This window comes from Novosphingobium taihuense (assembly GCF_007830315.1).
Classification (GTDB): domain Bacteria; phylum Pseudomonadota; class Alphaproteobacteria; order Sphingomonadales; family Sphingomonadaceae; genus Novosphingobium; species Novosphingobium taihuense.
In genome coordinates this window covers 100,862-113,658 of record NZ_VLKJ01000007.1, presented here as the reverse complement: position 1 = coordinate 113,658, position 12,797 = coordinate 100,862, and the positions used below count along the sequence as shown (strand labels likewise).

13 protein-coding genes are annotated in these 12,797 nt (G+C 60.3%); all 13 read right to left on the bottom strand.

The window, feature by feature from the left end; translation table 11 throughout:
* Nucleotides 1–547: 547 nt before the first annotated feature.
* Nucleotides 548–703: a hypothetical protein gene (locus IQ25_RS21045; protein WP_158637755.1), complete on the bottom strand. Its 156-nt coding sequence runs from the start codon at nucleotides 701–703 to the stop codon at nucleotides 548–550.
* Between the two features lie 26 nt (nucleotides 704–729).
* The gene (locus IQ25_RS14545; RefSeq protein WP_144907004.1) at nucleotides 730–1,737 is read right to left on the bottom strand and encodes a zinc-binding dehydrogenase; all 1,008 of its coding nucleotides are present in this window, start codon (nucleotides 1,735–1,737) and stop codon (nucleotides 730–732) included.
* Between the two features lie 11 nt (nucleotides 1,738–1,748).
* Entirely contained in the window at nucleotides 1,749–2,588 is an 840-nt protein-coding gene (locus IQ25_RS14540; RefSeq protein WP_144907003.1) for an SDR family NAD(P)-dependent oxidoreductase, read from the bottom strand.
* The gene (locus IQ25_RS14535; protein WP_158637754.1) at nucleotides 2,566–3,666 is read right to left on the bottom strand and encodes an aromatic ring-hydroxylating dioxygenase subunit alpha; all 1,101 of its coding nucleotides are present in this window, start codon (nucleotides 3,664–3,666) and stop codon (nucleotides 2,566–2,568) included. Before IQ25_RS14535 ends, IQ25_RS14540 begins: the two co-directional genes overlap by 23 nt.
* Before the next feature lie 10 nt (nucleotides 3,667–3,676).
* Entirely contained in the window at nucleotides 3,677–4,210 is a 534-nt protein-coding gene (locus IQ25_RS14530) for a 2,4'-dihydroxyacetophenone dioxygenase family protein (RefSeq protein ID WP_144907001.1), read from the bottom strand.
* Nucleotides 4,211–4,217: 7 nt separating this feature from the next.
* Entirely contained in the window at nucleotides 4,218–4,754 is a 537-nt protein-coding gene (locus IQ25_RS14525; protein WP_144907000.1) for a 2,4'-dihydroxyacetophenone dioxygenase family protein, read from the bottom strand.
* Between the two features lie 12 nt (nucleotides 4,755–4,766).
* Nucleotides 4,767–5,300, bottom strand: a complete 534-nt coding sequence (locus IQ25_RS14520) for a 2,4'-dihydroxyacetophenone dioxygenase family protein (protein WP_144906999.1) — start codon at nucleotides 5,298–5,300, stop codon at nucleotides 4,767–4,769.
* Nucleotides 5,301–5,374: 74 nt separating this feature from the next.
* Complete coding sequence (locus IQ25_RS14515) at nucleotides 5,375–7,879, bottom strand: TonB-dependent receptor (protein ID WP_144906998.1); 2,505 nt, start codon at nucleotides 7,877–7,879, stop codon at nucleotides 5,375–5,377.
* A 164-nt stretch (nucleotides 7,880–8,043) separates the two neighbouring features.
* Nucleotides 8,044–8,985 (bottom strand): helix-turn-helix domain-containing protein, encoded by a 942-nt coding sequence (locus IQ25_RS14510; protein WP_144906997.1) that lies wholly within the window; start codon nucleotides 8,983–8,985, stop codon nucleotides 8,044–8,046.
* A 17-nt stretch (nucleotides 8,986–9,002) separates the two neighbouring features.
* The gene (locus IQ25_RS14505; protein ID WP_144906996.1) at nucleotides 9,003–10,244 is read right to left on the bottom strand and encodes an MFS transporter; all 1,242 of its coding nucleotides are present in this window, start codon (nucleotides 10,242–10,244) and stop codon (nucleotides 9,003–9,005) included.
* A 35-nt stretch (nucleotides 10,245–10,279) separates the two neighbouring features.
* On the bottom strand, nucleotides 10,280–10,825 hold the full coding sequence (locus tag IQ25_RS14500; RefSeq protein ID WP_144906995.1) for a VOC family protein: 546 nt from the start codon (nucleotides 10,823–10,825) through the stop codon (nucleotides 10,280–10,282).
* A 52-nt stretch (nucleotides 10,826–10,877) separates the two neighbouring features.
* Nucleotides 10,878–11,891: a zinc-dependent alcohol dehydrogenase family protein gene (locus IQ25_RS14495; RefSeq protein WP_144906994.1), complete on the bottom strand. Its 1,014-nt coding sequence runs from the start codon at nucleotides 11,889–11,891 to the stop codon at nucleotides 10,878–10,880.
* Nucleotides 11,892–11,977: 86 nt separating this feature from the next.
* Nucleotides 11,978–12,778, bottom strand: a complete 801-nt coding sequence (locus IQ25_RS14490; RefSeq protein WP_144906993.1) for an IclR family transcriptional regulator domain-containing protein — start codon at nucleotides 12,776–12,778, stop codon at nucleotides 11,978–11,980.
* Nucleotides 12,779–12,797: the final 19 nt, after the last annotated feature.

Genomic DNA, 12,797 nt, shown 5'->3' with positions numbered 1-12,797 from the left:
TTGCGGCTCTCCCATGGGCCTTCGCGAGCCCTTGACTGCTCATGCCATAGGTTCACCCCCATGACAACAATCGATTGCATATGAGGATGCCTGAACCGATCCACACCCCTTCGCATGAATTCAATGGGAGAGTGATGCATTGAACGGTGAGGAATATCCGAATGATGACAGTGCATTCGTCACACGATCATGAAGGTTGCACAGGCATCCAGAAGGATGGCGCAATTATCCTTGCTTGATTGGCGGAGACGCTCCGCAGTGAAACAGGAAACACTCGTAAACGGGCAGCTAGGCCGAGGCGCATCGCGACGCCGCATGACACGCCCTTGATCTTCGACTTTTTTGACCGTTCAAGGCCGGGACGTTGCCCCCCCTGATCGGATATGCAGATGGAAGTCACTACTGTTCGGCTGTGGCTCAAGTGATGCAAACGGGTCGAGCGCGACAACAGCATCATTGACGTCAACCGCAACAGCTTTTGCTACGGCCAAGACCTCTGCCACGACAGACGGCATCGTCACCGAATTGCCAAGCGCTCAGCGTGAGGTCATGACGCCAACGTCCTCAGCGCGCTGGAGATAGGATCGGCACGTATATCGGCCATGACCACAAAAGCATCTCGCCGCGCCAAGGCCCTGACGATGCCCAACCCGATGCCTGACGCGCCGCTCGTCACGCGCCCTGCGAAGGAATCAATCGCCATCGTGCCGCTCCCGCTAACTGGTGCCTTCATTCACCCGGACTTATCAGCACCTTGCACTGATGGGTCCGCTTGCGCAGGCTTTCGAATACATCGGGTGTCGCATCGAGCGAAATGGTGTCGGTTACGAGCATGCGAGGCTCAACAGCGCCGCGATCGAGAGCGTCGAGAGCGGCCTCGTATTCTTGCCGCGTGAAGAACGCAGACGTGACCAGCTTTACCTGCTTTGACAGCATGGCGAAGCTGTTGAAGGTATCGGGCCGAGTACACAGGCCGAGCAAGACGATCGTACCGTCATTGCGGACCTGATCGACGGCTTGGGCGATAAGACCGGGCACGCCGACACATTCGAACACAACGTCCGCCGAGCCGCCTAGAGCGCGCTCGGAGCTGCCGACGGGATCGGCAGGCTCTACCACGAAATCGTGCGCGCCCATCTGAAGGGCGCGGTCATACTGCCATTCCGCAAGATCCTGCACGACCACCCTGCCCGCTCCGAAGCGCCGTGCCCAGAACGCTACCGCAAGGCCGATCGGACCCGCGCCAAGAATCAGCACCTTGTCGCCGATCTTCATCCGGCTAAGCGCGACGCCGTGCAGGGCAACTGCGAGCGGCTCCACGATGGCGCCGTCCGCAAGGCTTGCGCTCTTGGGCAGGCGGACGCACTGGTTTGGTTTGGTCAGGGCGAACTCGGCATAGCCGCCGCCCTGCAGCCCGAACCTTTCGCACCATTGCACTTCGCCGGTTCGGCATGATTGGCACTGGCCGCAGCTTTGCAGGGGAATTACAGAGACGAGGTCACCGGTCCGTAGCCCATCGACTCCCTTGCCGAGCGCGACGACCTCGCCCGCAAACTCGTGACCGAGGACCGAGCCTGCACCTTGGCCGTAAGCCGGATCTTCGGTCATGTGCAGGTCCGAGCCGCAGATGCCGCAGCGTCCGACCTTGACGACGACATCACCCTCACCCGGCGTCGGGTCCGGGATTGTCTCGACGGCCAGCGGTTTGTGCAGGCCCTGCATCACGGCGGCGCGCATGGCAGTCGTCCCTAGTTGTACTTGCCGAGCATCATGCCGCCATCGATCACGACGTGGCTGCCGGTCATGTAGTCCGAAGCGTCGGAGGCGAGCAGAAGGGCAAGTGGCTTGAGTTGTTCGGTTTCGGCGACCGAGCCGAGTGGCACGATGGCATCCCATGCCGCGCGAGCCACCGGGTCCTTCTTCAGCCAGCCACCGCCGATGTTGGTTACGAATGGCCCCGGCGCTATCGCGTTTATGCGGATGCGGAATTCGGCGAGTTCGAGGCCAAGTGCGCGGACCATGTGGAGCACTCCGGCCTTGGCAGGCATGTAGGGCAACCCGACGATGGGTTCGGTGACCAGACCGGCATTCGAGGCGGTGGTGATGATTGAACCGCCGGCGCGGCCATTGGCGCGACCGTCCTTCTTCATGATGCGCACGGCATTGCTCACGGTGTAAAACACGCCGTTGAGGTTGATCTGGATCGAGCGATCCCAACGCTTGTGGTCGTAGGTATCGACCTGACCGTCAGGGTTGCGGTGGCCGGCAGGGTTCCAGAAGCCCGCTCCGGTATCGATGCCGGCATTCGCAAAGCAGATGTCAAGGCCACCATAGGCCGCATCGTGGGCATCGAAGGCAGCAACGACATCGTCCCAGTCTGACACGTCGAGCCGGGCGGCACGCACTTCGTAGCCCAATGCACTCAAGCGAGAGGCTTCTCGTTCTGCGCCTTCGGCATCAATATCGGTCAGCGAGACTGCGGCTCCGGCTTCGGCCATGGTTTCGGCATAGGCCAGCCCGATGCCCGAGGCAGCCCCGGTGACGAGTGCGCTGCGTCCCTTGATGTCAAACCTGTCGAGCGTTCCCATCTGCATCCTCTTGTTCTGTTTGTTGTTCGCGATCGATCAGCCGCTTGAGCATGCGCCGTGCGCGGACGCCGCCGCCATCGCCGCCCAAAATGAGCGGTCGAAGCGACCAGAAGTCCTCGCCGCGCATCAGCCGATGGCTGTCGCGAATGATCGGCATGTCTTCCTGTTCGAATGCGAACTCGAGCGCGCCGCGCATGGCTGCGGTGAACTCTGCATCGCCCAGCTTGTAATCGCGCGCCGTGGCCCAGAAGTAATGGGTTGTATCCAAAGTTTCGGGTGTGAAGGCGTGAAGCGAGGGCAGCAGCGTGCATTGCTCGCGCGGCGTGCCGGGATTGCCGGCTCGGAAATCGAAATAGAGCACTGCGGGTGCGTGCCATTGCACGAGGCCGTAGAAATCCTGCTTGCTCCCTTCGGTACCCATCACGGCCGAAATGCCGACCGAAAGGTAATCATCGAGCCTGATGTATTCGGCGAAAACGTTCTCGCCATCCTGCCAGAACTTGCGTTCGCCTTCCGTAAAGGCTCCGGCAACCAGCGCAGGGTGGACGAAGTTGGCGTGGCTGAGGTCGAGGATGTTGTCGCTATAGAGTTCGTAGTGCCCTTCTGCCACGGTGCTGCCCCGCACGGCTTCCCACTTCGGGTCTGACAGCCAGGAGAAATCCGGAATGAGCGCGGGATCGGCCTTTGCGGGATCGCCCATCCAAATCCACAGCAAGGCGTGCCGTTCAACGAGGGGGTAGACCCGCAATTGCGCGTCAGGGAGCTGTCCACCGGGGTGCGGGTTGTGGACGCAGCGTCCTGCGCCATCGAAGCGCAAGCCGTGGTAGGGGCACATCAATGCTCCTTCCACAACAGTCCCGTGCCCCAGTGGTGCAAAGCGGTGCGGGCAGCGCCCCGATACGGCCTGAGCTACACCATCCGCATCGCGGAACAGCGCGACGGGTTCTTCGAGAAAGGTGCGCTGTTGCGGTTCACTGCCAAGATGATCCGCCCAACTGGCAACATACCACGCATTGCGCAGATAGCTCCCCCGTGGCTCCGCAGGGAGCTTCGGGACCGCTGCCTTCTCCCCGCTCACGCCCGCCCCGTCAGAGATAGAGGGCGGGGTTGATCGCGATGCCGTTTTCGCGGCAGTACGTCTCGTAGTGGTTCATGAACCACCAGACGTCGAGCGTTTCGACGTGGTTGCCGTCTTCGTCGAAAAACTCGTTCGCACCCTGCATGTGGAAGAGCGCCTTCATGCCGTTCGGGTCATCGGTGACGAGCGTGTGGGCCGTGCCAGGGGTTTCGGTAATGAAATCGCCCGGACGGCAGATCCAGTCGTATTCCAGGTAACGGAACGAGCCTTCGAGACCGATCGCCCAGACCTTGCCGCGGTGCTTGTGTGTGCCGATGACACCTGGCCCTTTGATCCACAGCACATTGACATAGACGTTCTCGCGCACGTCGAAGGCAAGATGGCGGATCGCGGCATTGTCACCGAACGGAACCCAGGGACTCTCGACTTCCGACGAGCCGACGTAAGTGCCCTCGACGCCCTTGGTCCGGATCAGGTCGCCATAGAGTTCAGGGACGTTTACGATCTTGTATGCGCCCGAAGGCGGCGCGGTCATGGTGCCCATGATAGCCTCAGAGATAGAGCTTGGGATTGATGGCGATGCCGTTCTCGCGGCAGTAGGTCTCGTAGTGGTTGATGAACCACCAGACATCGGTGGTATCCACCAGAACCGCGTTCTCGTCGTAGAACTCGATAGGGCCCTGCATCCAACCGAATAGCTTGCAACCCTGGGGATGATCCGTGACCAAGGTGTGGCTCTCTCCCGGCGTTTCAAGGATCAGGCCGCCGGGCGTGGCCACCCAGTCATACTCAAGATAGCGCACGCTACCTTCAAGACAGACCATGGTGATCGTGCCGCGGTGGAAGTGCGTGCCGATGACGCCCGGTCCCTTCACCCAGAGGATGTTGGAGTAGAGGTTCTGCCGGACGTCAAACGCGAGGTGCTTGATCGCAGCGTTGTCGCCGAAAGGAACCCAAGGGCTGTCAGCATCAGTCTGTGCGTCGATGTATCGACCGCCGGGGCTGAGCCGAGCAACCAAATCCTTGTGCGCGAAAGGAACATCGACGATCTCGTGTTTGTTCGACGGCGGCGCGGTCATCACGTCCATTGCGGAGTCCTCTCAGCGGATTAGGGTGTCGACGTAGTCAGCGCCAATGCCGACGGCGTCATAGTGTTCACGCGCGGCCTTCATGTAGTCGAACACGTCGTAGTGGCCGACGGTGTTGCCTTCCTCGTCGAGCCACATCAGGGGGCCGGAGACGACAAAGAAGACCTTCATCGGGTCCTCGTGCTCGTAGCAGACCAACGTGTGGCTCTCGCCCGGTGTCTCGTAAACGAAGTCACCTGCGGTCGCCGTCCAGCTGTGCTCGAGGTAAGCCCACTTGCCGCTGATGGTATATGCCCAGATCGGGTGTGGGTGATAATGGCGGTTCACGAGGCCTGCCGTCTTGCTCATCAGGACATCCGCCCACATGTTCTTCGACGGGCTGATCCAGACGGGCTTGGTAAAGACAGTTTCCGAGATCGGAACCCAATAACGCTCATCGCCCTCGGCGATCTTGGGCAGATAGACTTCAGGCAGTCCGCCTTCGCGGAAGACCTTGTCGACCGGCTTTATGTCCTTCCAGAATTCCGCGTGCGGCGCTTCAGGCATTTTCTCTCTCCGTGATGATGAACGCGGGCGAAGCCAAAGGGGATCCGGCCCAGCCCGCGCACTCTGTCAGCTTATCAGAACTCTACGCCGAGACGCGCGAACCATTCGCGCGGGCGGCTGTAAGTGCCATAGAACTGACCACCGGCGATCTGGGCCTGGCCGGTAACCAGGTAGCGCTCGTCGGTGATGTTGGTCATGCCCACGGTCAGGTCCCAATGATTGCCCGACTTGTAGGTGATGTTGCCGTTGACGATGTCGGTCGGCCCACGCTGCAGCAGATAGGCACGCTCGGTATCGTTCCACAGCGAGGTAGTGTGGGTGTAGTCCGCAATGACCACCAGCTTGGAGTCACCACCGAGCGAAAGCTCGTACCGCGGGCTGATGTTGAACTTCCACTTAGGCGTCTTGGGAAGATCAGCGCCCGGGAACACGCCAGCCTGGAACGGATTGGCAGCAACTTGCGCACCTGCGAGAACCGCTGTGTAGTACGAGTCCGTGTAGCCAACCGAAGCGTTGATCAGGAAGCCATCCGTCGGAGCCGCAACGACTTCGACTTCGAAGCCCTTGATACGTGCATCACCGGCGTTCTGAATTGTCGGCGAGACGCCCTGCTGGAAGTTGAGCTGAATGCCCTTGTAATTCGTCAGGAACGCCGCCGCGTTGATCTGAAGGCGACGGTCGAGGAACATCGACTTCACGCCCACTTCCCAGGTCGTTGCCTTTTCCTCGTTGAAGTCAGGCGCGGTAGGCAGTGGGTTGGACAGACGCGTCGTCCAGCCACCGGTCTTGTAACCCTTCGACCAGCTAGCATAGAGCATGGCATCGTCTGTCGGGTGATACTGAACGCCGATCTTGGGCGAGAAGTCACTGAACGACTTTCGCTGCGTTCCGGCGACGTAATAGCGCAGCGGCTGTCCCTGGTTGGGGAAACCGGCTGCGATACGGCAGGCGTCGGAAATCGGATTGATCGATGCGCATTCCGGCACACCAACCTGGGTCAGGATCTTGTAGGTAAGGCCGTTGGCATCCGACTGAAAGCCTTCGAAGCTCTTGTTTTCCTTCGTGTAACGGCCGCCTATTGTGATGCCGAACTGTTCGGTCGGGCGGTAGTCAATTTGACCGAAGAAGGCATAGTTCTTGGTCGAAAGATCGTTCGGGCCGTCAACCTGCAGCAAGCCCTCGGCAAAGGTCACGTAGTCGTGCAGGTCGCCTGCTTCCTTGAAGAAGTATGCGCCCAAGACATAGTTCAACTTCTTGTCCATCGCCGAACCGTTGAGCTGCAGTTCCTGGCTGAACTGCCACTGGTTCATCGTGAAGCTGGTGTGCAAGAAGTTGAGCGGCGAACCATCGAGGTCCATGCCCGCATTCCAATGCAGTTCGCGATAGGCCGTGATCGACTTGATCATCATCGTATCCGATAGATCAAACTCGATCGTACCCGAGCCGCCGTAGGTCTTCAGCTTGGAGTAGTTGTTGCCGTTGGCGTAGGATACATCGATGTCGTTGGAGACAAAGCGGTCGTCATAGGGAAGGCGGTTGTTGGCAGGATTGCCATCGGCGTTGACACCGAAAACGGTTGGGTTGTCGAAAATGGAATTAAGCCCGCCGATACCGCCGAGATAGGCGAACGAGGGCGGACCGCCACCGCAATCCCCAACCACGACGCCCTGGATTGCGCAATTGTAGGTTCCGGCAAATACGGCCGGGGTTGTCTTGATCAAGGTGTTGGCGAGCTGCGACTGGTCGATATTGCTGTAGTCACCCGAAACGGTGATGCGCATGTTTGACTTGTTGTCGTAGCGAAGCTTGCCGCGCAGATTCCAGCTGTTGTCGCCACCTTCGCTGCCATATCCGATGTTATGATAACCGGCGGCCTTGTAGTTCGTGATCGGCGTGGAATCGAAGTTGCTTGCCCCCGGGAACGCGACGCGCTTCACGTAGCCATCGCGGTTTTTGGTTGCGAAGCTCACCGAGGCGGCAAGACCGTCAGTCAGCGGCAAGTCGACTGTGCCCCGGGTCTGCACCAGTCCGAACCGGCCGGTGGTGACATCGCCCTTGAAGCGGAATTCATCGCCTGGATCGTGCGTGACGATCGAAATCGCGCCGCCGATGGTGTTACGACCGAACAGGGTTCCCTGCGGCCCCTTGAGCACTTCAATACGTTCGACGTCAGGAAGGTCCTGGTTTGCGCCAACCGAACGGGCGAGATAGACACCGTCGAGGTAGACACCCACGCCGGGATCGATGTTGAACGCAAAGTCGTTGGCACCGATGCCGCGAATGTAGGCCGAAAGCACCGCCGACGAACCCGAAAAGGGCGTGCCGGCGTCAAGGGTGACATTGAGCGAGATGTTTGAGAGCGATGCAACGCTACCGACTGCGCGCTCCTGCAGGGCATCTGCGCTGAACGCCGAAATGGCGATTGGCACGTCCTGAACGTTTTCCGCACGCTTCTGTGCGGTAACGACGATCTGGGCAATGCCGCCGCCTGTGTCCTCGGCCTGAGCCTGATCCTGTGCAAACGCTGGCGCGGCCAGAACCGTCGCCATTGCTGCTATGGAAACCGATGCAATTCTCATGGTTTTCCTCTCCCTGTTGTTGCTGTTGGCATTCCCGCGACCGGCTGACCGGGTGCGGCATCACGCCAGCTTGGTACGTGCTGGCGGCAGTTCACGCTTGCACTGTGGCGCAAGGCGATCAGGACTGATGCGCAAGACCCTCATGTGCGCACCAGCCAGTGATTTCATGTCGACACAGACTTTCCCAGCCTCCAGTCGCGTGGTGCCGCTCCGAACTGCTGGCGGAAGCAGCGCGTGAAATAGGCGCTGTCGTTGAAGCCCAGTTCGAACGCAATTTCGGTAATGCTCGCGTCTGGGCGTGCAACGAGGCGGTCTGCAGCACGGCTTAGGCGATGTTCCAGGATATATGCCGTTGGCGTGGTCCCCATGGCGGCGAAAACGTTCTGCACCGTTCGTACCGAAACGTTGCAGGCATCAGCGATCGAAGCGGTCCGAAGCGCGGGATCACCAAGGTTCGCCGCGACAGTCGCTATCACGCGGCGGCGCATCTCGGCATCACCGTTCGTCGAAGCTGGACGCTGCGAACCGCGCATGGCCATGGCCGCCAGATCATAGAACACGGCATTGACGCCGACTTCCCACTCGGGATCCTCGGCTGTGCGTTCACCTTGCTGCCACAAGGACAGCAGGAAATCGTGGAACACGCGGCCGCCTGGCGTTGCACCGCACATGCGCTGCAACAAAGCGTCGTCCACCCCAGGGAAACGCTCGGCCAGCGGAGCGCGGGGAAACTCGACGACAAGCATCTCGTGACCGGTCAACTTGATCGTATAGGGTGAGTGCGGGCTCGCAAGGACGAAGTCGCCGGGTTCCAGCGCGCACTCCGCTTGCTTTTGCGAATGCAAGCTTGTGCCCCGGCATTGCAGATGCAGGATCAGGCGCTCTTCATTTTGCGGCAGCGGCGTGCGACCGACACCGGAATGTGTTGAATCGGTGCGTATCATGTCGAGCTCGCCAACCCGCCAGGCAAGCATCTTTCCCGCAAAATCCTCACCAGGGACATTCACGAAAGTCCCGGTGAAGACCCGATCGGCGATTTCGTTCCAGTATCGAGCACGCTCCTGCGGCGCCACGTCGCGGGTATGAAACCTGAGAAGTTCACCCATGGTGCTTGCCTCCCTAGTCAGGCCCCGAAGGCCATTGCCGGAACCGCGCGACGTGCAACGACGCGTGGCGCGGATTCGATAAGTCCAAGCGTCAGGATGCCGGCCAGAATGGTGCAGCCAAACATCAGCCAAAGCGGCGCGGACAGGCCGTAAGCATCCGCAAGACTGCCCGCGAAGAAGGGCGAGAGCACACCTCCAAGAACTTCGCCCGTCCCCATGACGACACCCGTAAGCGTCGCAGTCAGCCGAGGATCGACAGATTCCGACGGGATCGTCGCCATGAACATCGGGAAAAGGCCGTTAAGTCCCCAACCAAAGAAGAAGATCGCGGCCAGGACCCAGGTCGATCCTTCGTAGTACAATCCGCCAAGTGGCAATATCACGCCAAGGAACGAGAAGAAGATCATCACTGGGCGCCGCCCGATGGCGTCGGAAATGGCCGGGACAACGAAGCTGCCGAGACCTGCGGAAATGCCGAGAGTCGCCATGAGCCACCCCATCGTCTCGGGTGCGAAGCCGCGCGCCTTTGTCAGGTAGAGCGGCATGAATGCCCAGCAAACGACAAGGTAGGAAACCAGCAGAATCGAGATCAGCGCGCAGAGGATCACGTTGCGATGGGAGAACGCCTCGCGGAGCGTCACGCGGGGTGAAGCGTCATCATGAACTTCGGCCGGCGGCTCGCGCAAAGTGAACCAGATCAGCGCGGCAGTGATGAGCCCTGGCACAGCAGCGAGGTAGAAGCCCGTGCGCCAACCGGCTGCCACGGCGATTGGAACCAGCAAGATCGGCGCCAGACCGGATCCTAAAAGATTCGACCCGAGGTTCTGGGCCACACCCATCGCAAGGCCGCGCCGTTCGGGTGCCACTTCGGAGACGATCATCGAGTGGCTGACCGGCATCACGCCACCTTCGGCCGCGCCCATCAGCAATCGCGCGCCCAGCAGCATCATGAACGACGATGCCGCGCCCGAAATGAAGGAGCAAAGGCAGAACGCTACGGTTGCCACCACGACAACCGGCTTGCGCGAACCGAGCTTGTCCGAAATCCGCCCGACGAGCAGCCCAGACAGGGCCCACGTCAGCGACAGCGCTGAGCTGAACATCCCGACTTGCGTGTTGCTCAAGTTCAGGTCGGGCTGGACGAACGGCATGAGGAAATTGAGCGCGTTGCGGTCGAAGAACAGGATGCCGAAGTTCAGGCTCAGCAGAGCGGTCACCCACACCTGGTATCGGCCGCTTCTGGCTGTGCCCGTGATCATCCCGTTATTCCCCTCGTTCTTATGACTTTATGACTTCAGATGAATGGCCGGATCGGATCGGCGCCATCCCAGCCCAGCGATGCGAGCCACATTGCCGTAAAGTGTGCGTCCATCCCGGGCGTTGCCGGGATCAGTTCCAGAAAACCTGGTGCAGAAACATCACCACCTTCGAGGTAGGCAACGCTTCCTCCGGTCGGGACCGCGGCCTTGAACGCCAGATCGTAGCCACGTGCGGTGTAGGCGGAGAGGTCTGCCTCGACGTCCGCGCAAGCGATGCCGAAGTGATGGAAGCCGTATCCGCGCTGCTCGATTGTCTCGCGGTAAACCGAAGGATTACCGTCAAGCGGCTGGATCAGTTCGATCTGCATGTGCCCGGCAAAACCCATGGCTATCGTCACATCTGCCGTCGATGGCGCGCCCCGATAAAACTGCTCCGGGCTGAGGAAGTGATCGAGCAGGAAGAACGGCCCTGCGCCGCAATCGCGCTGAAAGTGCGCGATGGATGCACGGATGTCCTCAACGACGAAGGCCGTCTGCATCACGCCACCAAAAGGTTGGCCGAAGCCAAGCATCTGCGTCATCGATTTCCTCTCCAGAGCCCTGCCTCTTGCGGGCAGCGGCGCGAGTGACGGCTCAAAGCGTTATCGCGACTTTCCCGAACAATCCTGCGGACGACTGATAGGCATAAGCATCGAGCGCATTCTCCAAGGCGAATGCCCGATCGACCACAGGCTTGATTCCGTGCGCGTCGATGAACGCGTTCAACCTCTGCGCCATGGCCTTCGAACCCACGAAGATTCCCCGGATCGAAGCGCCCTTGAACATCAGGCCATGCGGATTGGTATCGCCCTCGCGCGTGAGCACTCCGATCAGTGCGATCTCTCCGGCAAAGCCGACTGCGGCAATGGATTGCTTGAGCGTACCTGCACCGCCGACTTCCACGACCTTGTCGACACCGCCACCAGCAATGCGTGCGGCCTCGGCACCCCACTCGGGCGTGGTGCGATAGTTGATGACGTGATCTGCTCCCATCGCCCTGACGCGCTCAAGCTTCTCATCCGATGAAGACGTGGCAATCACCGTGGCACCAGCGGCCTTGGCGATCTGGAGGGCAATCAACGAGACGCCGCCGGTTCCGAGCACCAGAACCGTGTCCCCAGCCCTTAACGGCCGGGGACCTTCCATCAACGCATTCCAAGCGGTCACCCCAGCGCAAGGAAGGCAAGCGGCTTCGACGACATCCAACGTCTCGGCTAGCCGAACGACACCGCGTTCCGGTAGAACCACGTAGTCCTGCAACATTCCCGGAGCAGGAGGAGCACCAAGCGCCACACCCATACCGGGGTTGGGTGGGCCGTCCATCCAGTCCTGGAAGAAGATACCGGCAACACGGTCGCCAATGGCAAGTGAGGTTACGCCCGTACCAACGGCTGCAATTTCACCTGCGCCGTCCGAGAGAGGCACGGTGTCGCTTTGCACGACACCACCCATGTAAAAACCAAGCGGAATGATCTGGTCGCGATAGTTTAAAGAGCAGGCCCGCACTCGAACGAGCACTTCGCCCGGTCCGGGTTGTGGAGTCTCGGTCTCAACCAGCTTGAGATCGCTGAGTGAGGTCGAACCTGCGGAAATGATCCACTGGCGCATCGGCATTTTCTCCCTGTGAAGAGGATCATCACCGATTCAGCGCCAACAATTAATCAGTTGGGCAAACAGATTTCATCAGGTGGAACTTAATTGGGGTTCGCCTCCAAAGCTGCACCGATTGCGCGCGCCGTGGCCTTGAGTGCAGCGAGGTGGCGCTGCACGACAGCTTCGTCAGCTCCGCGTCGACCAGGCCATGTTACATTGATCGTTGCAATTGGGGCGCCGCCAACAAGGATCGGCACCGCCATGGAGCGCCGCCCGTCACGCAACACCAACTGTTTGGACCTGTCTGGCCACGGGAGCAGTGGATCGCGCGTGGCATATCCGCGCTGTCGTACCTGCTGCAGCATAAGCCGCAAATCTGCTTCGCTGCCCTCTGGAGGATTGGCGGGCCGCAAGCGGTCAATGATCGAATCCCGCTCGGTATCGCCGCACGCGGCAAGATACGCCCGGCCGGTAGCGGTATGAATATAGGACAACTTGACCCCCACAGGGCCAAGGATCGCCGAATCCAGTCGGAAAAGCGGACTGTTCGTTTCCAGAATTTCCATGTGATCGAGCCGCGGTGCAGCGAGAACCGAAGGCCATGCCACCTTGGTCGAAAGTGCTTTCATGTGTGACGACGCAACTTCGGCAATGTGCGCAGGCGACGTGACAGAGGCGCGCTCGATCCGATCCACGTGCGGGAGGTAAGCACCATCGGCCAAGCGCTGCCAGATCAGCCCTTTTTGCCCAAGCGTGACGAGCATCCGCAGCAACGTCGCCTTTGGCAGTCCCGTCGCCAGATGCAACTCATGCAGGCTTGCCGCCTTCCTCGTCTGCACCTCGATCAGTACGTCGAGCCCGCGCTCCAACGCCCGCACGGTCTTGACCTTGCGCTCCAGCATCCATCCTGCTCCGGCAAAT

What these genes read in the sequence shown, in the direction of transcription:
- IQ25_RS14525 (WP_144907000.1), bottom strand. Translation starts at nt 4,754, where the DNA reads ATGGACGTGATGACCGCGCCGCCGTCGAACAAACACGAGATCGTCGAT.
- IQ25_RS14505 (WP_144906996.1), bottom strand. Translation starts at nt 10,244, where the DNA reads ATGATCACGGGCACAGCCAGAAGCGGCCGATACCAGGTGTGGGTGACC.
- IQ25_RS14540 (WP_144907003.1), bottom strand. Translation starts at nt 2,588, where the DNA reads ATGGGAACGCTCGACAGGTTTGACATCAAGGGACGCAGCGCACTCGTC.
- IQ25_RS14515 (WP_144906998.1), bottom strand. Translation starts at nt 7,879, where the DNA reads ATGAGAATTGCATCGGTTTCCATAGCAGCAATGGCGACGGTTCTGGCC.
- IQ25_RS14530 (WP_144907001.1), bottom strand. Translation starts at nt 4,210, where the DNA reads ATGGGCACCATGACCGCGCCGCCTTCGGGCGCATACAAGATCGTAAAC.
- IQ25_RS14500 (WP_144906995.1), bottom strand. Translation starts at nt 10,825, where the DNA reads ATGACGCAGATGCTTGGCTTCGGCCAACCTTTTGGTGGCGTGATGCAG.
- IQ25_RS14490 (WP_144906993.1), bottom strand. Translation starts at nt 12,778, where the DNA reads ATGCTGGAGCGCAAGGTCAAGACCGTGCGGGCGTTGGAGCGCGGGCTC.
- IQ25_RS14545 (WP_144907004.1), bottom strand. Translation starts at nt 1,737, where the DNA reads ATGCGCGCCGCCGTGATGCAGGGCCTGCACAAACCGCTGGCCGTCGAG.
- IQ25_RS14520 (WP_144906999.1), bottom strand. Translation starts at nt 5,300, where the DNA reads ATGCCTGAAGCGCCGCACGCGGAATTCTGGAAGGACATAAAGCCGGTC.
- IQ25_RS21045 (WP_158637755.1), bottom strand. Translation starts at nt 703, where the DNA reads ATGGCGATTGATTCCTTCGCAGGGCGCGTGACGAGCGGCGCGTCAGGC.
- IQ25_RS14510 (WP_144906997.1), bottom strand. Translation starts at nt 8,985, where the DNA reads ATGGGTGAACTTCTCAGGTTTCATACCCGCGACGTGGCGCCGCAGGAG.
- IQ25_RS14495 (WP_144906994.1), bottom strand. Translation starts at nt 11,891, where the DNA reads ATGCGCCAGTGGATCATTTCCGCAGGTTCGACCTCACTCAGCGATCTC.